The organism is Sphingobium salicis subsp. salicis (assembly GCF_049472635.1).
Classification (GTDB): Bacteria; Pseudomonadota; Alphaproteobacteria; order Sphingomonadales; family Sphingomonadaceae; genus Sphingobium; species Sphingobium yanoikuyae_A.
In genome coordinates this window covers 4386261-4410905 of the sequence record NZ_JAYRCS010000001.1, presented here as the reverse complement: position 1 = coordinate 4410905, position 24645 = coordinate 4386261, and the positions used below count along the sequence as shown (strand labels likewise).

The following is a 24645-nucleotide window of genomic DNA, read 5'->3' as shown; positions in this document are numbered from 1 at the left end:
AATTGCGAGCGATGCTCTGTCAGTTTGTGACCAATGGCGGGATATTGCGGAGGCTGCCACCCTCTATTGACGACAGACTCGCGGGGTGCATGGTGGCGCCCATTGGCTGCAGATCGACGGAGAATCAAGCATATGAAGGCCCATCATGCGATGATTGTGGCACTACCGCTGTGTCTGGCCGCAACTGGCACGGTTGCGGCAGAGCGTCAGCAGCCGCGCGCTGAAATATTTACCGACCTTCTGAAATGTCGTGCAATCACCGAAGATCAGGCCCGCCTGGCCTGTTATGATCGGCAGGTCGGTGCCATGGACAGCGCCGCCCAGCGCGATGAGGTGGTGGTGCTGGACAAGACCGAACTCAACAAGACCCGGCGCACGCTGTTCGGCTTTTCCTTCCCCAAATTGCCGTTCCTGGGCGGCGGCAACGAAGACGAGAAGAAGGAGGGTGCCGAGGCCGATGCCATGACGCAGATCGAAGCGACGATCGCGACGGCCAAGAATGTCGGCAACGGCAAATGGCTGATCACGCTGGAAGACGGCGCGGAATGGATGACTACCGAGGCGGTTACCTATCGCGATCCCAAGCCCGGCATGACGATCGAGATCAAGCGCGCCAGCATGGGCAGCTTCATGATCAAGATTGCCGGCCGGGCGGTGCGGGCGAAACGGGTCGGCTGATCCCTATCGCGCCTGCGGCATCGGCCCGGCGAGCAACAGCGGGTCGATGCGCGCGTCGTTCCATTTCATGCCCCAGTGGAGGTGGGGGCCGGTCGCACGGCCTGTGGCGCCGATCGCGCCGATGCGTTGCCCCTGTGCCACATGGTCGCCGGGCTTCACATCGATCCGCGACAGATGCAGGAAGGCGCTGTTGAGGCCATGGCCATGGTCGATCATCAGCAGATTGCCCTCCAGCGTGAAGGGATGATCGGCGGCCAGGATCACCACCCCGTCGGCCGGCGCCACCACCGGTTCGCCGGTCGCGCCGGCGACATCGACGCCGCCATGATAGGCGCCGGGCTGCCCCTGATAGATGCGCTGCGACCCGAACAGGCCGGAAATCCGGCCGAGGCGCGGCCAGATGAAGCGCTGACGCCAGCCCTGCGCGTCCGTCACCGTGTCGCGTGCGGCGGCAATCTGCTCCAGTTCGGGCTTGCGCAGGGCGAGGAAGGCCTCGCTGCTCTTTGTCGGACGCAGCGGCGCGTTGATCCGTTCCAGCCGCCATTCGCGCGGCGCGACGGTCAGCGCGCGATCGATGACCCGGCCGTCCGACAGGCGTGCGCTGAGCTTCGCCGGTGGCGGCGCGTCGCGATCGAAGGCGATCAGGAAGCGGCCATCGGCATCGACGGGCACCAGCTGGTCGCCGAAATGGAGCGCGACCGTGCCGGCCGGCGCAGTGCCGAGCAAAGTGCCGCCCTGGATTGCCGGGCCGGACAGGATGAAATCGGCCGTGGCAACACTGGCCGGCGCCGCGCGCAGCATCGACGGGGCAAGCGGCAGCGCGGTGAGGGCCAGCAAAGCGGCGAACCGACGTATCATCCGGCCGGGCGCGCCTTCAGTTCCGCCTCGACCGACAAGGCGGCGCTGGCATAGGGCTCCTGCCGGGCGATCGACCAGTAGCGCAGATCCTCCAGCGGGATGCGCTGGCCGGACACGGCGCACAGCACATGGTCGCCGGCCTGCAGCACGCGAAAGCTGTAGGGCATATAATGCAGCCGGGCCGGGCGGTCGCGGTTGGACATCAGCATGAATCAGGCCTTTCTGCGGCGCATCAGGAGAAGAGGTCCTGCTGGCCACCTTCGACGGTGTCGCGCGGCTTGCGCGCGGGACGGGATGGGGCGGATATAGCGGGCGCGGGCGCGGCCTCAAGGGGCGCGGCGTCGATCGCGGCGGCCACGGCGCCATCTGCGAAGTGCAGGCTGACCTGGCCTGCGGCCTGCGCATCGACCACCGAACGGACCAGCCGGTCGCCCGCCATCACCCGCGCAAAGCCGCGCTGCAACGGCAGGTCGGGATTGACCGAGGTGAAGAGGCGCGAGAGGCGATCGAAGGCGATGGCGCGGTCGCGATAGACGCGGGTCAGATAATCGGGACGCAGCCGCAACCGGTCGACCCGCTCGGCCGCGCGGCTGACATATTGGCGCAGCAAGGCCGGGCGCAGCGCGCCACTGACCTGACCCAGATGGGCGCGGGCGTCGGCCAGCCGGTGGCGCAGGCCGCTGTTGAGACCGTCGGACAGAAGGTCTAGCCGCTGCCGCTGCGGCGCGAGCAGAGTGTCGGGCGTCGGCATCAGCCGCGCCTGCATCTCCAGCCGTTCGCGCGCCTGCATCGCCCCGCGCCGCACCGCCCGGCTGGAGCGCAGGCCCATTTCGCCCAGCATCGCCAGCAGTTCGGCGCGGACCGGCACGGCCATTTCGGCGGCAGCGGTCGGTGTGGGCGCACGCATGTCTGCGGCATAGTCGCACAAGGTCGTGTCGGTTTCATGCCCGACCGCCGAAATGGTCGGGATCGAGCATTCGGCGACAGCCCGGACGACGATTTCCTCGTTGAAGCTCCACAGATCCTCGATCGAGCCGCCGCCGCGCGCGACGATGACGAGATCGGGCCGGGGCAGCGGGCCGCTGCCGTCCATGGCGGAAAAGCCGCGCACGGCGCGGGCGATCTGTTCGGCTGCGCCCTGCCCCTGGACCAGCACCGGCCAGAGCAGCACCTGGGTCGGGCAGCGATCCGCCAGGCGATGGAGAATGTCGCGGATCACCGCGCCGGTAGGCGAGGTGACGACGCCGATGGTGCGCGGCAGGAAGGGCAGGCGGCGCTTGCGATCGCGATTGAACAGCCCTTCGGCCGCGAGCTTCGCCTTGAGCTTTTCGAGCAGCGCCATCAGCGCGCCCTCGCCCGCCAGCTCCATCCGGTCGATCACGATCTGATATTTGGACCGGCCGGGATAGGTGGTGAGCTTGCCGGTGGCGATCACCTCGACCCCGTCCTGCGGCTGGAAGGCGAGCCGCTGCGCCCCGCCCTTCCACATCACCCCGTCGAGCACGGCATTGTCGTCCTTGAGCGCCAGATAGAGATGGCCCGAGGCCGCGCGCTTGAAGCCGGAAATCTCGCCGCGCAGGCGGACATGGCCGAAGCGATCCTCCACCGTGCGCTTCAACAGGCCCGACAATTCGCTGACACTGAGCGGCGGCGCGTTGTCCCCCGCCCTTTCCTCGGCTAACAGGCGGCCCGAACTGTCATAGGCATCAAATTCCGGGGACATGGCCGAGATGAACATCCTTCTGCTTGGCGGCGGCGGCCGCGAACATGCGCTGGCGTGGAAGCTGGCACAATCGCCACGCCTCTCGACGCTCTATGCGGCGCCTGGCAACCCCGGCATAGCCCAGCATGCCACGCTGGTCGACCTCGACGCGACGGATCATCGCGCGGTGCTGGATTTCTGCACCCGCCATTCGATCGCGCTGGTGGTGATCGGGCCGGAAGCCCCGCTGGTCGACGGCCTGGCCGATAATCTGCGCACCATGGGCGTCGCCGTGTTCGGCCCCGACAAGAAGCCGGCGCAGCTGGAAGGCTCCAAGGGCTTCACCAAGGATCTGTGCCAGCGCGCCAACATCCCGACCGCCGGCTATCAGCGCGTCACCAGCAAGGATGGCGCGATCGCCGCGCTCGACGATTTCACCCTGCCGGTGGTGATCAAGGCCGATGGCCTGGCCGCGGGCAAGGGCGTGATCATCGCCGAAACGCGGCAGGAAGCGCTGGACGCGCTCGACACCATGTTCTCCGGCGCATTCGGCAAGGCCGGCGAGGAAGTGGTGCTGGAAGAGTTCATGACGGGCGAGGAAGCCAGCTTCTTCGCCCTGACCGACGGCAGCGCGATCCTGCCCTTCGGTTCGGCGCAGGACCACAAGCGCGTCGGCGATGGCGACACCGGCCCCAATACCGGCGGCATGGGCGCCTACAGCCCGGCCCGCGTGCTGACCCCCGAACTGGAAGCGCAGGTGATCGAGCGGATCATCAAGCCGACGGTCGAGACGCTGGCCGCAGAAGGCATGCCCTATTCGGGCGTGCTCTATGCCGGGCTGATGCTGACCGAGGAAGGCCCCAAGCTGATCGAATATAATGCCCGGTTCGGCGACCCCGAATGCCAGGTGCTGATGATGCGCTTCGACGGCGACTTGGTCGAGCTGCTGCTGGCGGTGGCCGAAGGCCGGCTGGCCGAGCAAGGGCCGGTCGCGCTGGCGGATCGCACCGCGCTGACCATCGTGATGGCGGCCAATGGCTATCCCGGCACGCCGGAGAAGGGCGGCGCGATCAACGGCATCGAAGCAGCCGAAGCACAGGGCGCCCGCGTCTTCCATGCCGGCACGGCAGAAAAGGATGGTGCGATCGTCGCCAATGGCGGGCGCGTGCTGAACGTCACCGCGACCGGCGATACGGTGGGCGCGGCGCAGGCCGCCGCCTATGCCGCGGTCGACGCGATCGACTTCCCGACCGGATTCTGCCGCCGCGACATTGGCTGGCGCGAGGTTGCCCGCGAGGCGCAATAAGGGCCAAACCGGCGCGGGATCGGGACATGTCCCTCTTGTCCCGCGCCGCCAAGCGTCCTTAAATAGGGCGACATATCCATTCCGGGAGGCAAAGGGCGATGCAGGAATTCTTCATGGACTATGGCCTGTGGCTGCTGATCGCGCTGCTGGTCGTGATCGGCCTGGTGTTCCTGCTGTCGGGCAAGGGCAAGTCGGCTGCGGTGGAAGACCCCGCCCCGGTGGCGCCGCCCGTGGCCGCCGAACCGATTGCCGAGCCCGTGATCGCGCCGCTGGTGGCCGCGCCCGACCCGGTGCCGGTTGCCGCGCCCGTCGCGGTCGAGCCGGTAGTGGTCGAGCCGGTGGTCGAGAAAGCGCCGGCGCCCGCCCCTGTGGTCGAACCGGCCCCTGCACCGATCCCGGCATCGCCTGCCGTCGCGGCACCAAACGATGGCGCCGACGACCTGCTGAAGCTGAAGGGCGTTGGCCCCAAGCTGGGCGCGCTGCTGACCGAGCTGGGCGTGACCCGTTATGCCCAGATCGCCGGCTGGAGCGACAGCGACATCACCGCGATCGACGCGAAGCTGGGCAATTTCAAGGGGCGGCCGGTGCGCGACCAGTGGATCGACCAGGCCAAATATCTCGCTGCTGGCGACATTGCCGGCTTCGAAGCGAAATATGGCAAGATCTAAACCGTGACCGTTGCCGGTTCCGGTGGCATGGCGACCGGGGCCGGCCTGCGATGCGGCACCGCGCCCAGCAACAGGGGCGGCAATCGCCCCTGCCCCGCAAGCGCGCTGGCGATGTAGAGCAGCAGCACTGCTCCAGCGAGAATGACGGCGCCATGCGGGTCGAGCATCGCCACCAGCCCCATCACCAGCGGATGCCAGAGATAGAAGAACAGGCTTTCGCGCCCGATCCGGTTGATCGGGCCGAAATGCAGGCGCACCGCCGAGATGCTGGGCAGCAGCGCGATCAGCGCCAGGCACATCAGCAAGCGGGCGGGCACGAAGGCGAGCGCATTGCCGGTGCCATAAAGATCCGACCACCAGAACAGCCCCAGCGCCCCGACCAGCAGCACGGGCCATAGATAGCGTTTGGGCATGCCCCGTTCGGCCATCAGCATGCCGAAGAAGAAATAGACCGGATAGCGCAGGAAGCGGCTGTCGGGCGACAACAGGCTGCCACCGACCGCGCCATGGTCGAGGCCGAAACTATACATGGTGGCCAGGCTGACGGGCGCGCCGATCGCCAGCAGCAAGAGCGGCGAAAGCGGCAGCAGCCGGGTCACCAGGATCAAAAGGAACAGCGCCGGCACATACCAGAGATGGAAAGGCGGACGCAGCAACAGGTCGAGCGGCGTCTGCCAGGAAAGCAGGCCGCCGCTGGCGAGCCAGTAGACGATCATCGCCACGGCCCAGGGCAGCAGCATGCGTCGGCCATAGCGGCTGAACATCTCGCCCGTCGGCATGGAGCGGGTACGAGTGACGTTGAGCAGATAGCCGGAAATGCCGATCATCAACGGCATGCGGAAACCCGAGCCGATCCTCAGCAGGACATGCTGCTGATGCGTTACTTCCATCGCATGCCCGCCCATGACGAGCAGGATCAGCAAGCCTTTCAGCAGGTCGATCGACGGGTTCTTGGTCACGATATGCTCGCAAAATTTGCCATCGAAACGATAGCGTCACAATATTGCCAAGCTCTTAAAATCCGCAATGGCATCATTCTGTCGCAGCCATCTTTTCTTAAGGAAAATATCGTTTAGACTTCGGCCATTAGCAGGAGGGTCGCCATCATCTTGCAGAGACTGGATTCCCCATTGGGCAAGCGGTTGCTGGCCCTGTCGATTTTTTGCGTGATCGTCGGAGGCTGGTTCGCCTTCACCCATTATCGCGACGCCAGCCAGACCCTGCCGGATGGGCAGGGTCGCGAGGGGCCGTGCGCCCTGTGGTTCGTTGGCAGTTCGTTGATCAAGCGGTGGACCAGCCTGGAACAGGACATGGCGCCCTGGATCGCGCATAATCGCGGCATCAACAGCGCCACCTTCAACGAGATAGTGCCGCGCTTCGCCAATATCGAGCCGGGAACGCCCAAACCGGCGGCGATCATCCTCTATGCCGGCGAGAATGACCTGGCAGGCGGGCGACAGTTGCGGCCGATCTTCCACGATCTGGCGCGCTTCCTGGAGTTGCGCAGCGACATGCTGGGCGACGTGCCGGTCATCATATTGTCGATGAAGCCCAGTCCGGGGCGCTGGGCGATCTTTCCGCAGCAGCAAATCTATAATGATGCGACCCGGCGGCTGATCCCGCACATGCAGGACGTCCATTATGCCGACATCACCACGCCGCTGCTGAAGGACGGCAAGCTGGGCGACAATTATCAGCCCGACAAGGTGCATATGAATCCGGCCGGTTACCGCATCTGGGCCGATGTGGTGCGGGCCAAGCTGCACGACGTTCTGCCGGAGAAGACGGTGAAGGCCTGCGCCGGCTGATCAGGCCTTGCCCAATATCTCCTTCGCGCGCGGCGCGAGGCGGGCAGCGGCGGCGGCATGGATGCCCGGCGCCGCGCAGAGCAGGCCGAAGGCGACCGGCTGGGGCCGGTTGAAGGCGAGCGGATCGCCCAGCGCATCGGTGACGATGGCGCCGGCCTCCTGCGCGATCAGGGCGGAGGCAGCGACGTCCCATTCATTGCCCCAGCGCACGGTGGCGACCAGATCGGCCTCGTCGGCAGCGACCATCGCCATGCGCAGCGCGATGCTGTTGGGCTTGTCCACGGTGACGAGATCGCGGTCCGCGCGCGGCAACTGATCGGCGGGCACGCGGGCGCCGGGCAGCATGGTGCGATTGCCGGCATGGAGCGGCACGCCATTGCGGGTCGCCCCCTGCCCTGCCTGCGCAATCCACAATTCCTTGCGCGCGGGTGCCGCCAAAATGCCGAGCCTGACCGCCCCATCCTCGACCAGGGCGACCGAGACGGCCCAGCCGGGCCTGCCGCGCAGATAGTCGCGGGTGCCGTCGATCGGATCGACCACCCAGACGCGCGATACGCCGAGCCGATGCACGGTATCGGCCGTTTCTTCCGACAGCCAGCCGGCCTGCGGATCGATCGCCGCCAGCCGTTCGCGCAGCATGACGTCGATTTCCAGGTCCGCCTCGCAGACGGGATGGCCGGGCACCTTTTCCCACTGGCGCACGCGCGTTTCGCCATCTGCCCATAGCGCCAGCGCGCGATCGGCCGCATCGGTGACCGCCGCGACGACGGCCGGCAACAGAGGCTCAGCCGCCGGCAACGGTCATCCCGTCGACGCGCAGGGTCGGCACGTTCATGGCATAGCGGAACATCAGGTCATTGGCCGGCACCAAGGTGCGGAACATGTCCTTCAGATTGCCGGCGATGGTGATTTCCGACACGGCCGGGCCGACCGCGCCATTTTCGATCAGGAAGCCGGCGGCGCCGCGGCTATAGTCACCGGTGACGCCATTGACGCCCATGCCGATCAGTTCGGTGACATAGATGCCGCGCTTCACATCGGCCATCAGTTCGCCGACCGACAGGCTGCCCGCTTCCATATGGACATTGGTGATACCCGCGCCCGGCGCACCGGCGCCGCCCCGGCTGGCATGGCCGGTGGGTTCCAGGCCAAGCTGGCGGGCCGAGGCGCTGTCCATCAGCCAGCCGGTCAGCACGCCATCCTCGATCAGCGCGCGGCGCTCGACCGGCAGCCCTTCGCCGTCGAACGGGCGCGAGCGCAGGCCGCGCAGCAGCAGCGGATCGTCGATGATCGTGATCTTGCTGTCGAACAATGTTTCGCCCAGCGAGTCCAGCAGGAAGCTGGAGCGGCGAGCGATCGCCGGGCCGACCATGCCGCCGATCAGATGACCGACCAGGCTGGAGCCGATGCGCGGATCGAAGATGACCGGCATGACGCCGCTGTCAACCTTGCCGGGATTGAGCCGGGCGACCGCGCGCTGGCCGGCGCGCAGGCCGACCGCTTCGGCATCGTCCAGATCCTTGAGATGGCGGCTGGCATGGCTGGCATGGTCGCGCTGCATGTCGGCGCCGCTGCCCGCGAGCACGCTGACCCAGGTCGAATGATTGGTCGCGGCATAGGCGCCGGCAAAGCCATGGCTGGTGGCGAGCGCGACCTGGCTGCGGCCGCTGGCGGCGCCGCCGCCTTCGCTGTTGGTGATGCCGGGGATGCTGCGCGCCGCTTCTTCCGCGATCAGCGCGCGTTCGCGCAGCGCGGCGGGTTCGGGCTCTTCCTCGTCGACCAGGTCGAGCGACGGCGCGCGCTTCCTGAGCAGGCGATCCTCCGGCGCCAGGCCGGCATAGGGATCTTCCGGAGCCTCGCGCGCCATGGCGATGCTGCGATCGATCAGGGTGGCGAGCGTCGCCGGGTTCATGTCCGACGCGGAAATGCTGGCCGAGCGCTGGCCGATGAAGACGCGCAGGCCGATCTCCTCACCCTCGGACCGTTCGACATCCTCCAGCGCCCCAAGCCGCACCGCCACCGTGGTCGAGGCATTGCAGGCATAGATGGCGTCGGCCGCGTCTGCCCCCGCCTTGCGCGCCGCCGTCACCAGATCCTGCGCGCGCGACTGGGCTTCTTCGAGGCTGAGCATAAGGGGAGGTCGATCCTGTAGTGAAGAGGAAGCCCGCGCCTTACGCCCTTGCGTCGGACGGGGCAACCGCGCCGCGCAGCCAATGGTCGAGCAGGTGCCAGGCAACCGCCATGCGCGGCGGCGCGAGGAAGGGCGCGTCGGGATCGCCCGCCAGCGCGGCGGCGACGCCATCGGCATCGCACCAGAAGGCATGTTCGATCTCGGTCTCGTCCAGGATCAGCGCGGGATCGTCGCACTGGGCGACGCAGGCGATCATCAGCGAGGACGGAAAGGGCCAGGGCTGGCTCATCACATAGCGGACGGAGTGAACGGTAATGCCCGCTTCCTCCTTCAGTTCGCGCGCGACCGCTTCCTCGACCGTCTCGCCCGGCTCGATGAAGCCGGCGAGCGCGGAATAGCGGCCGGGCGGCCAGCTATGCTGGCGGCCGAGCAGAACACGGCCCTGATGTTCGGCGAGCATGATCGAAACCGGATCGACGCGCGGAAAATGTTCGGAGCCGCAGGCTTCGCAGCGGCGTGCCCAGCCGGCCTTGTGCGCATGGGTCGGCGCACCGCAGACCGAACAGAAGCGATGCCGGGCATGCCAGAAGACGAGGCTGCGCGCAGTGCCGTAGAGCGCGACATCGGACGCGGAGACGAGATCGGCGAGGCCGCGCGACCGCGGCGTCGCATTGGGGCCTTGCTCCAGCGTCTCGACCAGATGGGCGAAGATCGGCCGGTCCTGCAGATCGACACCCAGCAATACATGTTCCTCGATCCGGGCGTCGGGGCCAAGCGGCGCCAGGGCCAGGCCATGATCGTCCGTCACCGGTTCGAGACCTTCGAGGATCAGCAACCGGGCATTGGGCGAGGCAAAGACCTGCGCATGGAGTGCGGGGTTGCTGCGGATATGATCGACCCGGTCGAGCGTGCCGCCGACGAAACCGGGCAGGCCGTGCGCTTGGGGGTCAGTTCCGTGCATCGTCCGTCATCTCCTTCATCGCCGCATCGGCCGCCCGCGCAAACAGGGTGGGCAGCCCCGCCTCGCCGATCCCGGCGCGCGGCCACCATTCGCCCGCGCCCGCCGGCACATGGTCCAGCCCCACATGGGTAGTGTGGACGCTGAGCGCCAGCGAGAAATGGGTGAAGACATGGGCGACCGGCGGATCGATGGTCTGCCACGGCGCGGCGAAGGGCGGCGTGGCGTCGGGCGCCGCATTCCAGTCGGAACTGGGCAGCGCGCGCATGCCGCCCAGCAATCCCTTGTCCGGGCGTCGCACCAGCCAGACATGACCGTCGCTGCGTTCGATCCACCAGGCATGGCCCAGGCGATGGGGCTTGGCCTTTTTCGGCGCCTTGACCGGGAAGGCGGCGGGATCGGCAGTGCGCACCGCCGCGCAATCCTGACGCAGCGGGCAAATGCCGCAGGCGGGGTTGCGCGCCGTGCAGATGGTGGCGCCCAGGTCCATCATCGCCTGGGCAAAATCGCCGGCGCGCAGGTCCGGCGTGATGCTGTCGGCCGCGGCGCGGATGTCCGGCCGGGCCGCGGGCAGCGGCGTCGCAATCGCGAACAAACGGGCGACCACCCGCTCGACATTGGCATCGACCACGACGGCGCGCCGCCCGAAGGCGATCGCGGCGACGGCGGCGGCTGTATAGGCGCCCAGGCCCGGCAGGGCGCGCAATGCCTCTTCGGTGTCGGGGAAGCGGCCGCCATGATCGGCCACCACGGCGCGGGCGCAGGCCAGCAGGTTGCGGGCGCGGGCATAATAGCCCAGCCCCGCCCAGGCGGCCATCAGGTCGGCGTCGGCGCTGGCGGCCAGATCCTCCACCGTCGGCCAGCGGACCGTGAATTTCTCGAAATAAGGCCCGACCGCCGCGACCGTGGTCTGTTGCAGCATCACTTCGGACAGCCAGACATGATAGGGATCGGCCGCATTGGCGCCCGGCGGCGCGCGCCAGGGCAGGCGCCGGGCATGGACGTCATAATGGGCCAACAGATCCCGTGCGATTTTTGAACCCGACATCTCGACGCGCATGGCGGCCCTATGCCATGTAGCGCGCCATGACGGAACGCCCCCCGACCGCGAAAAAGACGAGCCGCGCCGCGCCGCCGGCCGAGCGCCCCCGCGTGGGTGCGCCGCGCGCGATCGCCGACCTGATGCCGGAGATTGGCCGTACCGCCTTTCGCAAGTTCGGTTTCGTCCAGTCGAGCATCGTCACCCGCTGGAACGATATCGTCGGTGCCGACTATGCCGCGATCACCGCGCCCGAGTCGATCCGCTTCCCGGTCGGCCAGAAATCGGGCGGCACGCTGCAACTCACCGTGATGAGCGGCCATGCGCCGATGATCCAGCATGCGCTGCCCGACATCATCGAGCGGGTGAACCGTTTCTTCGGCTATGCCGCCGTCGCCAAGGTGGCGATGAAGCAGGGCATGGTCGGCCCCGCGCCGGTCGAGCGGCGCCCGCCGCCCCGCAACCTCAAACCCATTCCGGTCGAGCTGGGGGATTCCCTGCGCGACATCGGTGATCCGGAATTGCGCAAAGTCCTCGAATCGCTGGCACAGGGGCTTGCGAATTCGAATGGCCTGCCCAAGATCGGTTGATGCAACCCGCCCCGTCCGGGGCGATGCCTTAGGACTGCCCCATGACCAAGTTCCGCCTTTCCCTGCTTGCCCTGATCGCCGTTCCCGCCATCGCCGTCGCCGCCGCGCCCAACTGGGTCGCGCAGGTGGTGCGTTCGCCGATCGGCGGCCATGTCATGGGCAACCCGGCCGCGCCGACCAAGCTGGTCGAATATGTGAGCTATACCTGCAGCCACTGCGCCCATTTCGTGAATGATGCGAGTGCATCGCTGAAGGCCGATTATGTGAAGGGTGGCAAGGTCAGCGCCGAGGTGCGCAACGCGGTGCGCGACAAATATGACCTTACCGCCGCGCTGCTGGCCCGTTGCGGCGGCGCCAAGCGCTTCATGGGCAATCATGAGGCGCTGTTCGCCAACCAGGATGCCTGGATGGAGCAGATCATGGCGTACGACAAGGGCGCGGCCAAGCCGACCGAGCAGAAGGCGGCGCTGCGCGACATCGGCCAGAAGACCGGCCTGTATGCGCTGATGAACAAGCGCGGCTTCACCAATGCGCAGCTCGACGCCTGCATCGCCGACCCGGCTTCGGAAAAGGCGATCCTGGCGATGACCGACGAGGCGTGGAACAAGGTCAAGATCACCGGCACGCCCGGCTTCGTCGTCAACGGCACACTGGTCCAGGGATCGACCTGGGAGTTGCTCAAGGCCGCATTGCCCGCAGCCGCCCGCTGATCTAAACCGTCCCCAACTATCCATAATTCGGAGCGTCGCCCGTCGTGAAAGTCCTGTCCGGCCTTGCCCTTATCGCCCTGTCCCTGACGCTTGCCGGTTGCGGCAAGAAGGATGAGGGCAATGCAACCTCCGCCGCACCGATCGCCGCCGTTGCCGCGCCCGCCGGCACCAGCTGGTCGGAAACCGTCGCCGAAACGCCCGAGGGCAATTTCGTGATGGGCAATCCCAATGCCAAGCTGAAGCTGGTCGAATATGGCTCCTTCACCTGCAGCCACTGCCGCGACTTCGCCCATGAATCGTCGGAAGAACTGAAGGCGATGGTCGATAGCGGCAAGATCAGCTACGAATTCCGCGTCTATGTCCGCGACCCGATCGACATCACGACGGCGCTGCTGGCCCGTTGCGGCGGCAAGGACATCTATTATCCGCTGTCGGAACAGTTCTTCGCCAACCAGAGCGCGATGTTCGAAAAGGCGCAGGGCCTGGGCGACGCCCCCTATCAGGCGATGGTGTCGGCGCCGCCGGCGCAGCGTTTCGGCCAGCTGGCCAACGCGCTGGGCCTCATCGACTATGCCAAGCAGCGCGGCATTGCCGAGGATCAGGCCAAGCAGTGCCTGGCCGACACGGCAACTGCCGAGAAGCTGGCCAAGGGCGTCGAAGCGGCCAATGCCCAATATAATATCTCCGGCACGCCGACCTTCCTGATGAACGGCGTGGTGGTCGAGAATGCCTCGTCCTGGCCGGTGCTGAAGAACAAGCTCAAGGAAGCGGGTATCTGATTGGCGCAAGGGGGGGCGACATCTGAAGGCCTGAGGCCCAAGGAGACCGGGGCGGCACCCTGCCCCGGCGTTTCCCCATGCAGATAAAGCGGCTCAAGCTTTCGGGCTTCAAGAGCTTCGTCGATGCGACCGAATTGCGCATCGAGCCGGGCCTGACCGGCATCGTCGGCCCCAATGGCTGCGGCAAGTCCAACCTGCTGGAAGCGATCCGCTGGGTGATGGGCGAATCCAGCGCCAAGTCGATGCGCGGCGGCGGCATGGAGGATGTGATCTTCGCCGGCACCACCAGCCGGCCGCAGCGCGACTTTGCCGAAGTGTCGCTGCTGACCGTCCAGGAACAGGGCGAGCTGTTCAGCGCGGTCGATGTCGGCGCCGATGGCGAGCTGGAGGTCACGCGCCGGATCGAGCGCGGCGCGGGCAGCGCCTATCGCGCCAATGGCAAGGATGTGCGCGCCAAGGATGTGGCGCTGATCTTCGCCGATGCCGCCACCGGCGCGCACAGCCCGGCGCTAGTCAGCCAGGGACGGATCGCCGCCGTCATCGCCGCCCGGCCACAGGAACGGCGCGCCATGCTGGAAGAGGCGGCGGGGATCGCCGGCCTGCATGTCCGGCGCAAGGATGCCGAGCAGAAATTGCGCGCGGCCGAGGGCAATCTGGCCCGGCTGGACGAGATATTGGCCGACATGGACAGCCGTGCCGGCAATTTGCGGCGCCAGGCGCGCGCGGCGGAACGCTATATCCGCCTGTCCGAACAGATCCGCATTGGCGAGGGCCGGGTGATCTTCGCCCGCTGGCGCGAGGCCAATGCGAGTGCCGAGGCGGCGCGGGCCGAGGCGAAGCTGGCCGAGGCAACCGTGGGCGCGGCGCAGGAGGCGCTGACCGCGGCCAATGTCCATAGCGGCGCGGCCGTGACCGCGCTGGCCGAGCGGCGGGCCGAGGCATTGGCGACGCGCGATGCCGCCAGCGAATCCGGCCACCAGCTCAACACGCTGAAGGCCGAGCGCGACGGGGTCGTCCGGCGGCTGCATGACCTGGCGCAGCAGGCGGCGCGGCTGGACGAGGATCGCGAGCGCGAGGGGACGCTGGCCAATGACGCGGCCGAGGCGATCGCGCGGCTGACGGCCGAGGTTGCGAGCCTGAAGGCCCGGATCGCCGAGACCGAGGCAATGCGTCCCGATTTCGCCGCGCGTATCGCCCGCGCCGAGGATGGCGCGCGCGATGCCGAGCTGGAGCTGGCCAGGGCGATGGCCAAGCAGGCGGGCGAGCAGGCCGAGCTGCGCGTCGCGGAGGCGGCGCTGGCGGCGGCGCGCGACCGGCTGGGCCGGGCGGAACAGGCGATGCGGCGGCTGGAGGGGGAGGCGGCGGCCTTGCCCGATGCCGCGCCGCTGGAAGCGAAGCGCGACGAGGCGGCGGCAGCGCAGATAAGCGCCAATGACGATCGCGAGGCGGCGGAGGTGGCGATCGCGACGGCCGAGACGGAGCGGCAGGTGGCGAGCGAGGCGAGGGCGGCAGCGGAGGCCGCGCTGGCATCGGCGCGGGCGGCGCTGGCGGCGCTGGACAGCGAGGCGACGGCACTGCGCAAGGCGATCGATGCCGGGGGTAGCGGCCGGGCGCGGGCGCTTGACCAGTTGAAGGCGGCGCCGGGCTATGAGCGGGCGCTGGCGGCCGCGCTGGGCGACGATCTGGAGGCGCCGATCGGGGCGGAAGGGCCACGTCGCTGGGCGGGCGCTGAGGCGTTGAAGGATGATCCCGGCTTGCCCGACGGCGCCAGCCCGCTGGCCGCGCATGTGACCGCGCCCGCGGCGCTGGCGCGGCGGCTGGCGCAGGTGGCGGTGGTGGAGAAGGATAGCGGCCAGGCGCTGCAGGTCGGCCAGCGGCTGGTGACGCTGAATGGGCAATTGCGGCGCTGGGACGGCTATGTCGCGGTCGAGGGCGGTGCGGCGGCCGCCGAACGGCTGATCCGCATCAACCGGCTGGAGGCGATCGATGCTGCGCGTCCGGCAGCGGCGCAGGCGGTCGAGACGGCACAGGCAGAACAGACCGAGGCTGGCGCGCGCGAGAAGGCGGCGGTGGATGCGCTGGCGGCTGGGCGCACCAAACTGAGCGATGCGGACCAGCGGCTGCGCGCGGCGCTGCGCGCGGCGGATGAGGCGGCCGGCGCGCTGGAGCGGCTGAGCGGCAAGCGCGAGGCGATCGAGGAACGGCTGGCCGAGGCGCGGCGCGACCAGCAAGCGGCGCAGGCCGAGCATGACAAAGCATCGGCCACGCGGGCCGCCCTGCCCGATGGCGCGGAGACGCGCGCGCAGGTGACGGCGCTGTCGCAGGCGAGCGAGAAGGCGCGCATGGCCGTCAGCCAGTTGCAGGCCGACCAGGCGCTGGCCGACCGCGCACTGTCGAGCGACCGCGAACGCATGGCGGCGGCCGATGCCGAGACCAAGGGATGGAACACGCGTGCGGGCGAAGCGGCCAAGCGCATCGCCGCCATGGCATCGCGCGGCGAGACGGTGGTGCAGGAGCGCGCCGCGATCGAGGGCCAGCCCGAGGCGCTGGGCGCCACGATCGCCACGCTGACCGAGGAGCGTGAGGCGCAGGTCGAGCGCGCCGAGCAGGCCCACCGCGCCGAGATCGAGGCCGAGGCGACGCTGAAAGCGGCCGAGAGGCGTGCGGCCGATGCCGGCGAGGCGCTGGCCGGCGCGCGCGAGGCGCGGGCGACGGCGGTGGCGCGGGCGGAGGCGGCGGACGAGCGGCGGATCGAGACCAATCGCCTGTCGGGCGAGCGCTTCGAATGCCCGCCGCCGGTGCTGCCGGAGAAACTGGGCTTTCCCAGCGCCGACATCCGCATCGCCCAGAGCGAGCAGGCCGAGCATGACCGCCTCTCGGCCGAGCGCGAGCGGATCGGCCCGGTCAATCTGGTCGCGGCGCAGGAGCTGGAGGAGCTGGAAACCATCCAGGCGACCAGCCGGTCGGAAAGCGCGGAACTGACCCAGGCGATCAACCAGCTGCGCGGATCGATCGGCAGCCTCAACCGCGAGGGGCGGCAGCGGCTGCTGGCCGCGTTCGAGGCGGTGGACGGCCATTTCCGTCGGCTCTTCACCACCCTGTTCAATGGCGGCCAGGCGCATCTGGAACTGATCGACAGCGACGATCCGCTGGAGGCGGGGCTGGAGATCATGGCCCAGCCGCCGGGCAAGAAGCTGGCGGCGCTGACCCTGTTGTCGGGCGGCGAACAGGCGCTAACCGCGGTAGCGCTGATCTTCGGCCTGTTCCTCACCAATCCGGCGCCGATCTGCGTGCTGGACGAAGTCGACGCGCCGCTGGACGATGCCAATGTCGAGCGCTTCTGCGACCTGCTCGACGCGATGGTCGCCCAGACCCGGACCCGCTACCTGATCGTCACCCATAATGCGGTGTCGATGGCGCGCATGCATCGGCTGTTCGGCGTCACCATGGTGGAGCGCGGCGTCAGCCGGCTGGTATCAGTCAACCTGCACGGCGCCGAGGCGCTGCTGGCGGCGCAATAGGGCCAGCGCCGCGCAACCGGTCCTTGCTCCCGCGCGGCGGCTGGCGAAGCTGACGGCCTGATCACGGAGTTGTGCCATGGACCTGCCGCCCTTTGCCCTCGACCATTGGCTGTCGACCTATGATTTCGCGACGCCGCCGATCGCCTATAATCTGGCGTCGAGCACCGGGCCGCGCTGGAGCGTGGCGGAGATTTGCGCGCTGGGCGACACGCCGCTGGCAATCGACGATGTGGTGCTAAGCTATGCCCCGCCGGAGGGAAGCGCGGCGTTGCGCGCGGCGATCGCCGCCTTTCATGACAGCGAAGCTGACAGGGTGGTGGTGACCACCGGATCGTCGGAGGCACTGTCGATCTTCTTCTGCCTCGCGGCGCGACCGGGCGCGCATATGCTGATGCCTGATCCAGGCTATCCGGCCTATAAGGCGGTGGCGCAGGCCTGGGGGCTGGGGACGCGGCACTATGCGCTGACCCGCGAAACCGGCTTTGCGCAGGATGTGGATGCGATCCTGGTGCTGGTCGATGGCGACACCGCCGGGGTGGTGGTCAACACGCCGCACAATCCCAGCGGATCGGTGATGCCGCGCGCGGAGATCGCACGGCTGGCGGCGGCGCTGGCCGAGCGCGGCGTGCCGCTGCTGGTCGATGAGGTCTATCATCCGCTCTATTTCGGCGCGCCGCAGCAATCGGCCGCCGGCATCCCCAACGCCTATGTCACCAGCGACATGTCGAAGGCGCTGTCACTGCCCGGCCTGCGGATGGGCTGGATCATCGCGCCCGACGACGCCCAGCGCGCCCGGATCATCGACGCGCGCAGTTATTTCACGATCAGCAGTTCGCCCCTGCTGGAGCGGCTGGCGACCCATGCGCTGGAGCATAGCGCGGCCATCACCGATCGGTTGAAGGCCGTTGCGACTGTCAACATCGCTGTCCTCGACCAACTGATCGACGAGGCCGAGGGCAGGCTGCAATGGGTGCGGCCACAGGGCGGCACCACCGCCTTCCCCTGGCTGGGCGACGGGCGCGACAGCCGGCCGCTGTGCGAGGCGCTGGCAGCGCAGGGCGTGCTGCTGGCGCCGGGTGATTGTTTCGGCCAACCGGATCATATGCGGCTGGGCTTCGCGCAGCAGGCCGACGGCTTCGCGATTGCGGCGGAGCGGATCGCGACTGCCCTCGCCCTATTTTAGCTGCGGCCGAACCAGCCCTTCATCCGGCGGAACAGGCCGCGCTCGCTGACCGCCTCGAACATCTCGTCCGGCCCTTCGGGGTCGAGCACCTCATTGTCGGCGAGCCAGGCCTGGACATCGGCGAGGTCCGGCACCTCATAGGGGCGCAGGGTGCGGCCCGGCTTGGTGCGCAATTCCTCGATCGCGGCGATCAGGCCACGCTGGGCGATCACCGCCGACACACGCTCCCGCGGCAAATCGAGATGCTCGGCGATCAGGTCGTCGCGAATGGCCAGGATCGCATCCTGCCGGCCGTCATTGCCGGGCAGCGCGGTGTCGATCACCACGTCGCATTCGGTATCGAGCCGCATCGAGCGGTTGTTCATGTTGGACGAGCCGACGCGGATCAACCGATCGTCGACGATCAATATCTTGGCATGGACATAGATGGGGGCGCCGCGCGTGGTGAAGGGGTGATAGATGCGCAGCTTGCCATGCGGGTCGCGCTCCTTGAGCGCCTCGAACAGGCGGGCGCGGGCGGTATCCATCGCCTGCTGTTCCAGCCAGCCATCGGCCTGGAGCGGGTTGATGGTGACGATGTCCGGTCCATCCGGATCGCCGAGCCGCTTGGCGATCGCCTCGGCAATGCGGCGCGAGGCGAAATATTGGCTTTCGGCATAGATGCAGTGCCGGGCAGCCGCGATCTGGTGGAGATAGAGCTGCTCGATCTCGATCAGCTCCTCCTGATCGTCCATCTTCGGCGCGGAGCGGGCGATGGCGACGTCGACATGCTCGAAATGGACCGGCAGCGCGTCGGGCCAGCAATCATATTCGCCCTCGACCGGGGCCAGTTCATCGCCGCCGGCGCCGACCCAGCGGGCACGGGCATGATCGCCCAGCGCCATCGCCACCGGCCCCTGCAAGGCGGTCGTCGCATCATGCCAGGGGCCATAAGGAGAGCCGTCGGGATGGCGACGGGCAGGATCCTCGTCGCGATGATGGCGCGTGTCCCAGCGGTCGCCGGTCATGTCGATGCCGCCGCAAAAGGCGAAGCAATCGTCGATCACCACGATCTTCTGGTGATGCGAGGCGGCGGGGGGATGATGGCCGTCCAGCTTCACCGTGACGCGCGGATGGGCCATCCATTTGAGCGTGGTGAAGAGGTTGGTCGGCCGGACCATCGACTTCATCGCGCCCATGTCCCAGCGCAGCAGATAGATTTCCAGGTCCGGCGTGCGTTCCACCAGCCAGCTGATGAAGTCGCCGATCACCACCGGCGCGCCATCATCGGCCTGGTCCTCGCGGATCAGGCTGATCGCGGCGTCGAAATCCCAGCCGATCAGCATGATCCGCTTCTTCGCCTTCAGCATCGCGGCGCGGGCATGGCGGAAATAGGCGTCGGCATCGACGATCACGCTGGCGCGCACCGCCTGTTCGATGCGCCAGCAATCCTCGTCGGGGGTGGGCAGACCGGTCATGCTCATGCGCCGGCACTCCCGACGACCAGACAGGCAAGGAACATCAGCAATCCTGCAAAACGGTTGGACCGGAATTTGACGAGCGGATCGGTGCCGTCTTCCTTCAGCGTGCCGACCTGCCAGAGCAGATGGGCGGCCATCGGCGCCAGCGCGACGAGCGCCAGAAGCTGCGGCCGGACCTGCCAGATGGCACTGGCCCAGAGCGCGAGCGCGACGAGATAGCAGAGCGTCACCCCGCCCCGGACATGGCGGCCCATCGACAGGGCGCTGGAGCCGATGCCGATCAGCGCGTCATCCTCCCGGTCCTGCAGCGCATAGATGGTGTCATAGCCCAGCACCCAGAAGATACAGCCGGCATAGAGGCACAGGCCCGGCAGGGTCAGCGCGCCGGCAATCTCGCTCCAGCCGACCAGCGCCGCCCAGGAAAAGACGATGCCGAGCCAGACCTGCGGCCATCCCGTGATCCGCTTCATGAAGGGATAGGCGGCGACCAGCGCCAGCGAGCCGAGCGCCACGACCTGGGCATAGCCGCTGAGCTGGAACAGCACGATCAGGCCGATCAGGCAGAGCGCGAGCAGCCCGGCCCAGGCGGTCTTGACCGACATCGCGCCGCTGGCGAGCGGCCGGGCGGCGGTGCGCGCGACCCGCGCGTCGAGATCGCGATCGACGATGTCGTTGAAGACGCAGCCCGCGCCGCGCATCGCGATGCTGCCGAGCAGCAGCCACAGGATCAGCGGCCAGCGGACAAAGGCACCGCCCGCCAGTGCCACCGCCCAGGCGCCCGGCCAGAACAGCAGCCACCAGCCGATCGGCCTGTCGAGTCGGGCCAGCGAGGCCAGGATTCGCGGGGTTTCCGGCAGGCGCGCGAGCAGGCCGCGCGCTTCGCTGTCGGGGACGATCGACTGATTCACTGCAACTCCGTTCGTCCCGCGCTTGTCGGGAACGCGCTTTCCTCTTTAGGGAAGAACGGGCCGACGACAAGCGCGGCCGGAATGGACGAGACAAAATGACCGCTACCCCCGCCTGGCCGCCGCAGAGCGCCCCGCGCCTGCATGTCGAAACGCTGCTGGGCGAAGGGGTCGCCGTGCCGGTCGACGGCAATGGCGCCCATTACCTCATCAGCGTGATGCGGGTGAAGCCGGACGATATCGTGCTGCTGTTCGACGGCAAGTCGGGCGAGTGGGCGGCACGGGCGCGCGACATTCGCAAACGCGACCTGGTGCTGGAATGCGTGCAGCAAACCAAGCCGCCGGAGGTGGTGCCCGATTTCTGGCTGTGCTGCGCGCCGATCAAGAAGGGGCGGATCGACCTGATCGCGGAAAAGGCGTGCGAGCTGGGCGTCGCGCGACTGCAGCCGGTGCTGACCCGGCGGGCGGTGGTCGACAAGCTCAATCTCGACCGGCTGCACGCCCATCTGGTCGAGGCGGCCGAACAATGCGGGCGTACCGCGCTGCCGGAGCTGACCGAAATGGTGAAGCTCGACGCGTTGCTGAAGGGCTGGTCGGCCGAGCGGCACCTGTTCTTCGCCGACGAGACCGGCGGGGCATCGCTGGACGAAACCTTGCGCGCCCATCCCGGCCCGGCGGCCTTCCTGGTCGGGCCGGAGGGCGGATTCGCCCCCGCCGAGCGCGACGCGATCCGGGCGACGCCGGGCGCAGTGCCGGTGTCGCTGGGCCCGCGAATCCTGCGCGCGGAGACGGCCGCAATCGCCGCCACGTCGGCCTGGATGATGGTGAATGGCGACTGGGGCTAATGGTTTTCTTCCGCAACCAATTGAAGCGGACATAGGCCTGCCTTATCTGTCGCATTCGCGCCTCGATTTGACGCGCAAAGGGGAAAGATTAAGGGCGGGGCATGAGCACCAGAACAGACTCGGGCGGACATGATCCCGTCATCGAAAGCCGCGACCAGCTGATCGCGGCCTTTGCCAAGGGCGCCAAGCCCAAGGATCGCTGGCGGATCGGCACCGAACACGAGAAATTCGTCTATTCGACGAAGGACCATCACGCCCCGGCCTATGAGGAAAAGGGCGGCATCCACACGCTGCTGATCGGCCTGACCCGCTATGGCTGGAGCCCGGTGTTCGAGGGCGAGAATATCATCGCCCTATCCGGCGCCGACGGCACGATCAGCCTGGAGCCGGCGGGCCAGCTGGAACTGAGCGGTGCGCCGCTCGACAATCTGCACCAGACCTGCGCCGAGACCGGCCGCCATCTGGAACAGGTCAAATATGTCGGCGACATGCTGGGGTTGGGCTTCCTGGGCCTTGGCATGTGGCCGGACAAGACCCGCGCCGAGCTGCCGATCATGCCCAAGGGCCGGTACGACATCATGCTGCGGCACATGCCGCGCGTGGGATCGATGGGTCTGGACATGATGCTGCGCACCTGCACCATCCAGACCAACCTCGACTATGGCAGCGAGGCGGACATGGTGCAGAAGTTCCGCGTCTCGCTGGCGCTGCAGCCGCTCGGCACCGCGCTGTTCGCCAATTCGCCCTTCACCGAGGGCAAACCCAACGGCTTCCTGTCCTATCGCAGCCATATCTGGTCGGACACCGACCCGCAGCGCACCGGCATGCTGCCCTTCGTGTTCGAGGATGGCTTCGGATACGAGCGCTATGCCGACTATGCGCTCGATGTGCCGATGTATTTCGTCTACCGCGACGGCAAATATATCGATGCGGCGGGGCTTTCGTTCCGCGACTTCCTCGACGGCAAGCTGTCGGTGCTGCCGGGCGAGAAGCCGACCGAGAAGGATTGGGAGGATCATCTCTCCACCGCCTTCCCCGAAGTCCGCCTCAAGAGCTTCCTGGAAATGCGCGGGTCCGATGGCGGGCCGTGGAATCGCATCTGCGCGCTGCCGGCTTTGTGGGTCGGCCTGCTCTATGACCAGGGTGCGCTCGACGCCGCCTGGGATCTGGTCAAGGACTGGAGCATGGAGGAGCGGCAGGTGCTGCGCGATTCCGTGCCGAAGCTGGGCCTCGACGCGCCGGTGTCGGGCGGGCGCACGCTGCGCGACATCGCGCCGCAGGTGCTGGATATCGCCCGCTCAGGTCTGGCCGCGCGCCAGCGGTTCAACGCTGCAGGCGACAATGAGACCGGCTATCTGTCGGCGCTCGACGAAGTGATCGCCACCGGCAAGACCCCGGCCGAGCGGCTGCTCGACCGCTATCATGGCGAATGGGGCGGCGATGTCAGCCGCGTCTATGCCGAGGAAAGCTTCTGATCCTACCCAGCCCGCCGGTCATTCGGCGGGCTGGGTTTCCCGCGGTGCATCCGGCTTGCGGCCGACGACCCAGGCGAAGAAGCGCGGCACCGGCGCATTGCGCGCCATCCAGTCGCTATAGGCCTGATAGGCGGGATCGGCGGACAGATGCTGCTCCTCCGTCTTGGCCCGCCAATAATAGACAGCGTTGGTGACACCCAGCAGCGCGCAATTGCGCACCATGTCGGTCAGGCTGCCCGTGGTGGTGAGGAAGGGCAGCGACGAGAACCACCAGAAGAGATTCTTGGTCAGATAGGCCGGGTGGCGGGTCCAGCGATAGGGCCCATGGGTCAATATGCCGCGATGGGTGAGGTTGGAGAAGCGGATGCCGAAGGCGACCGTCGCCCAGGCATAGATGGCGGTCAGCAGCACCAGCAAGGCACCCAGCCCCCATTGCAGCGCCGGCATGCCCTGCGTCCAGACATCCCATTCGGCGCCGCCGCCATGATAGTCGAACGGCCCGCCCGCCCCCATCATGACGAAGGGCGGATAGCAGAGCAAAGCCGCGAGCCAGCCGCCCAGATAGGGATTGGCGGTGCGGATATGGGAATCCAGCGGCTTCATCGTCAGCAGATAGCCGACCGTCGCCATGCAGACGTCGATCATGAACATGATGCCGATCAGGAAACCGGTCAGCGCGACCGGATTGTGCAGCAGGTCCTCGAGCCGCCAGTCGATGACGCTGGAAAAATTGCCCGGCACGATGCTGATCATGAAGGCAGTGAAAAAGCCCTTCACCGCCCAGGCGCGGGCATGGTTGGCGACCTGCGCCATGTCCGCCTTGCCGGCCGCGCCGCCAATGACCCATTGGCCGAAGGCGAAACAGGCATCGCGCGGTTCGACCAGCCGGCGGTCGAGCCAGATAACATAGGGAATGGACAGCAACAGCAGCCAGGGCGCCGCCGCCATCAGCAGGTCCATGGCGAAGCGATAGCTGCCAGTCCAATACCAGCGGCCGATGCAGTAGCAGACGGCAATGGCCAGCCATGTCGCCCACAGGCCCGCAATCTTCACCAGACTGACGTCGAGCATGCTGCGGACCGAACGGGCCGGCGCGTTCCAGTCGACGCCGGTGCTGGGGTTGCGATGCACCTTGTCCACCAGCAGCGACCAGAGCACCATCGGTATGCCGCAGGCGACCACCGCGGCCAGACCCGCATTCGGCCCGTTCATGCCATAATGGCGCGCCACCAGGGTCCAGAGGCCGAGGCCGACGAGGCCGGCAATGCCGACACCATGGCTGACGGCGGATTTGGGGCAGGGATCGACGCTCTTGCTCATGGGATCGGGCTTATAGCCGATATTGGTAAGCAAGCCATGAAGCCATCGCCTCAGCCGCCCAGTACGTTGATGGTGAAGGCGAGGATGCCGAGGTTGAAGACGAAGGCGGCGAGGCAATGGAGCGTCACCGTGCGGCGCATCCCGGTCGAGGTGATCGACACGTCGGATGTCTGGAAGGTCATGCCCAGGGTGAAGCCGAAATAGAGGAAGTCCCAATAGACCGGCTCGTCCGTGTCCGGGAAATCCAGGCCGCCCGCATCCTTGCCCTTGTCGTCGGCGAGGTAGAAGGCATGGGCATAGTGCATCGCATAAACGAGGTTGGAAAAGAGCCAGGCGATGACGAGCGTGGCCAGCAGCAGCACGACGCTTTCCGCACCGGGATGGCCCGGCGCGCTGGCGGCGACGCCGACCGCGACCAGGATGACGATGCACACTACCCCGGTCAGCAGCAGCATCAGTTGCCGGTTCACGTCGTTGAGCACGGCCTTGCGCCGCATCTGGGCCGGATCGGAATCGATGAGCGGCACGGCGGCGAGGCAGAAGGCGATGGCGGCAAGGTCGAACCCGCCCATCACCGCCTCATGCCAGGGCAGCCACAGCATCAATGGCGCGATCGACAATAGCAGCATGAGGAACATGCCATAGCGCCAGGGGAAGAGGGTGGATCGCTTCTGCGTCTTGGCCATGGTGCATCAAAGGCCTGAAAATG

At 67.6% G+C, this 24645-nt stretch carries 23 protein-coding genes; 11 read left to right on the top strand and 12 right to left on the bottom strand.

Annotated features, from left to right (window positions below; translation table 11 throughout):
• Positions 1-132 precede the first annotated feature (132 nt).
• A complete protein-coding gene (locus VHN57_RS21325; protein ID WP_284112787.1) occupies positions 133-678 on the top strand; it encodes a hypothetical protein in 546 nt (181 codons plus the stop codon).
• Between the two features lie 3 nt (positions 679-681).
• On the opposite strand, the gene VHN57_RS21320 is transcribed toward VHN57_RS21325, so the two are convergent.
• The 3 genes from VHN57_RS21320 to xseA are packed head-to-tail and all read right to left on the bottom strand — an operon-like array spanning position 682 to position 3259.
• Entirely contained in the window at positions 682-1536 is an 855-nt protein-coding gene (locus VHN57_RS21320; protein ID WP_423285302.1) for a M23 family metallopeptidase, read from the bottom strand.
• The gene (locus VHN57_RS21315) at positions 1533-1745 is read right to left on the bottom strand and encodes a DUF2093 domain-containing protein (RefSeq protein ID WP_037508030.1); all 213 of its coding nucleotides are present in this window, start codon (positions 1743-1745) and stop codon (positions 1533-1535) included. The genes VHN57_RS21320 and VHN57_RS21315 overlap by 4 nt, the downstream gene beginning before the upstream one ends.
• Positions 1746-1768: 23 nt before the next feature.
• Positions 1769-3259: an exodeoxyribonuclease VII large subunit gene (xseA, locus tag VHN57_RS21310; RefSeq protein WP_284112788.1), complete on the bottom strand. Its 1491-nt coding sequence runs from the start codon at positions 3257-3259 to the stop codon at positions 1769-1771.
• Between the two features lie 7 nt (positions 3260-3266).
• On the opposite strand from xseA, the gene purD reads away from it, so the two are divergent.
• Positions 3267-4544 (top strand): phosphoribosylamine--glycine ligase, encoded by a 1278-nt coding sequence (gene purD, locus VHN57_RS21305; protein ID WP_423285299.1) that lies wholly within the window; start codon positions 3267-3269, stop codon positions 4542-4544.
• Positions 4545-4642: 98 nt separating this feature from the next.
• The gene (locus VHN57_RS21300) at positions 4643-5212 is read left to right on the top strand and encodes a hypothetical protein (protein WP_069338763.1); all 570 of its coding nucleotides are present in this window, start codon (positions 4643-4645) and stop codon (positions 5210-5212) included.
• Here the strand turns inward: VHN57_RS21300 and VHN57_RS21295 are convergent.
• Positions 5209-6171, bottom strand: a complete 963-nt coding sequence (locus VHN57_RS21295; RefSeq protein ID WP_423285296.1) for an acyltransferase family protein — start codon at positions 6169-6171, stop codon at positions 5209-5211. The two genes, VHN57_RS21300 and VHN57_RS21295, sit on opposite strands and share 4 nt — an antisense overlap.
• A 150-nt stretch (positions 6172-6321) precedes the next feature.
• On the opposite strand from VHN57_RS21295, the gene VHN57_RS21290 reads away from it, so the two are divergent.
• A complete protein-coding gene (locus VHN57_RS21290) occupies positions 6322-7020 on the top strand; it encodes a GDSL-type esterase/lipase family protein (RefSeq protein WP_423285294.1) in 699 nt (232 codons plus the stop codon).
• On the opposite strand, the gene VHN57_RS21285 is transcribed toward VHN57_RS21290, so the two are convergent.
• From VHN57_RS21285 to VHN57_RS21270, 4 genes are read right to left on the bottom strand one after another with little or no spacing between them, the layout of a single operon-like run.
• Positions 7021-7818 (bottom strand): 3'(2'),5'-bisphosphate nucleotidase CysQ, encoded by a 798-nt coding sequence (locus VHN57_RS21285; RefSeq protein WP_026109305.1) that lies wholly within the window; start codon positions 7816-7818, stop codon positions 7021-7023.
• Positions 7805-9151: a TldD/PmbA family protein gene (locus tag VHN57_RS21280; protein ID WP_423285292.1), complete on the bottom strand. Its 1347-nt coding sequence runs from the start codon at positions 9149-9151 to the stop codon at positions 7805-7807. Before VHN57_RS21280 ends, VHN57_RS21285 begins: the two co-directional genes overlap by 14 nt.
• Before the next feature lie 40 nt (positions 9152-9191).
• Positions 9192-10112 carry an NAD(+) diphosphatase gene (gene nudC, locus VHN57_RS21275; protein ID WP_284112793.1) on the bottom strand — a complete coding sequence of 307 codons (921 nt, stop codon included), beginning with the start codon at positions 10110-10112 and terminating at the stop codon, positions 9192-9194.
• The gene (locus VHN57_RS21270; RefSeq protein WP_284112795.1) at positions 10099-11169 is read right to left on the bottom strand and encodes an A/G-specific adenine glycosylase; all 1071 of its coding nucleotides are present in this window, start codon (positions 11167-11169) and stop codon (positions 10099-10101) included. Before VHN57_RS21270 ends, nudC begins: the two co-directional genes overlap by 14 nt.
• A 26-nt stretch (positions 11170-11195) precedes the next feature.
• Here VHN57_RS21270 and VHN57_RS21265 point away from each other — a divergent pair, with 26 nt between their 5' ends.
• From VHN57_RS21265 to VHN57_RS21245, 5 genes are all read left to right on the top strand, one after another.
• Positions 11196-11738, top strand: a complete 543-nt coding sequence (locus VHN57_RS21265; protein ID WP_069338756.1) for a DUF721 domain-containing protein — start codon at positions 11196-11198, stop codon at positions 11736-11738.
• A gap of 41 nt (positions 11739-11779) precedes the next feature.
• Entirely contained in the window at positions 11780-12448 is a 669-nt protein-coding gene (locus VHN57_RS21260; protein ID WP_004209297.1) for a thioredoxin domain-containing protein, read from the top strand.
• A 44-nt stretch (positions 12449-12492) separates the two neighbouring features.
• Positions 12493-13227 carry a thioredoxin domain-containing protein gene (locus tag VHN57_RS21255; RefSeq protein WP_010337523.1) on the top strand — a complete coding sequence of 245 codons (735 nt, stop codon included), beginning with the start codon at positions 12493-12495 and terminating at the stop codon, positions 13225-13227.
• A gap of 77 nt (positions 13228-13304) precedes the next feature.
• Positions 13305-16748, top strand: a complete 3444-nt coding sequence (gene smc, locus VHN57_RS21250) for a chromosome segregation protein SMC (protein WP_423285288.1) — start codon at positions 13305-13307, stop codon at positions 16746-16748.
• 76 nt (positions 16749-16824) lie between these two features.
• Positions 16825-17931 carry a pyridoxal phosphate-dependent aminotransferase gene (locus VHN57_RS21245; RefSeq protein WP_284112797.1) on the top strand — a complete coding sequence of 369 codons (1107 nt, stop codon included), beginning with the start codon at positions 16825-16827 and terminating at the stop codon, positions 17929-17931.
• Here the strand turns inward: VHN57_RS21245 and VHN57_RS21240 are convergent.
• Positions 17928-19394, bottom strand: a complete 1467-nt coding sequence (locus tag VHN57_RS21240) for a phospholipase D-like domain-containing protein (protein WP_423285286.1) — start codon at positions 19392-19394, stop codon at positions 17928-17930. The genes VHN57_RS21245 and VHN57_RS21240 overlap by 4 nt on opposite strands.
• Entirely contained in the window at positions 19391-20299 is a 909-nt protein-coding gene (ubiA, locus tag VHN57_RS21235; RefSeq protein WP_284112799.1) for a 4-hydroxybenzoate octaprenyltransferase, read from the bottom strand. Before ubiA ends, VHN57_RS21240 begins: the two co-directional genes overlap by 4 nt.
• 95 nt (positions 20300-20394) lie before the next feature.
• Here ubiA and VHN57_RS21230 point away from each other — a divergent pair, with 95 nt between their 5' ends.
• Both VHN57_RS21230 and VHN57_RS21225 read left to right on the top strand, forming a co-directional pair.
• Positions 20395-21141 carry a 16S rRNA (uracil(1498)-N(3))-methyltransferase gene (locus VHN57_RS21230; protein WP_423285283.1) on the top strand — a complete coding sequence of 249 codons (747 nt, stop codon included), beginning with the start codon at positions 20395-20397 and terminating at the stop codon, positions 21139-21141.
• A gap of 101 nt (positions 21142-21242) precedes the next feature.
• On the top strand, positions 21243-22616 hold the full coding sequence (locus VHN57_RS21225) for a glutamate--cysteine ligase (RefSeq protein WP_004209288.1): 1374 nt from the start codon (positions 21243-21245) through the stop codon (positions 22614-22616).
• Positions 22617-22634: 18 nt separating this feature from the next.
• Here the strand turns inward: VHN57_RS21225 and VHN57_RS21220 are convergent, their stop codons facing one another.
• Together VHN57_RS21220 and VHN57_RS21215 are read right to left on the bottom strand one after the other, a co-directional pair.
• On the bottom strand, positions 22635-23936 hold the full coding sequence (locus VHN57_RS21220) for a methyltransferase family protein (protein WP_284114161.1): 1302 nt from the start codon (positions 23934-23936) through the stop codon (positions 22635-22637).
• A gap of 50 nt (positions 23937-23986) precedes the next feature.
• Positions 23987-24622: a DUF1345 domain-containing protein gene (locus VHN57_RS21215; protein WP_284112802.1), complete on the bottom strand. Its 636-nt coding sequence runs from the start codon at positions 24620-24622 to the stop codon at positions 23987-23989.
• Between the last annotated feature and the right edge of the window lie 23 nt (positions 24623-24645).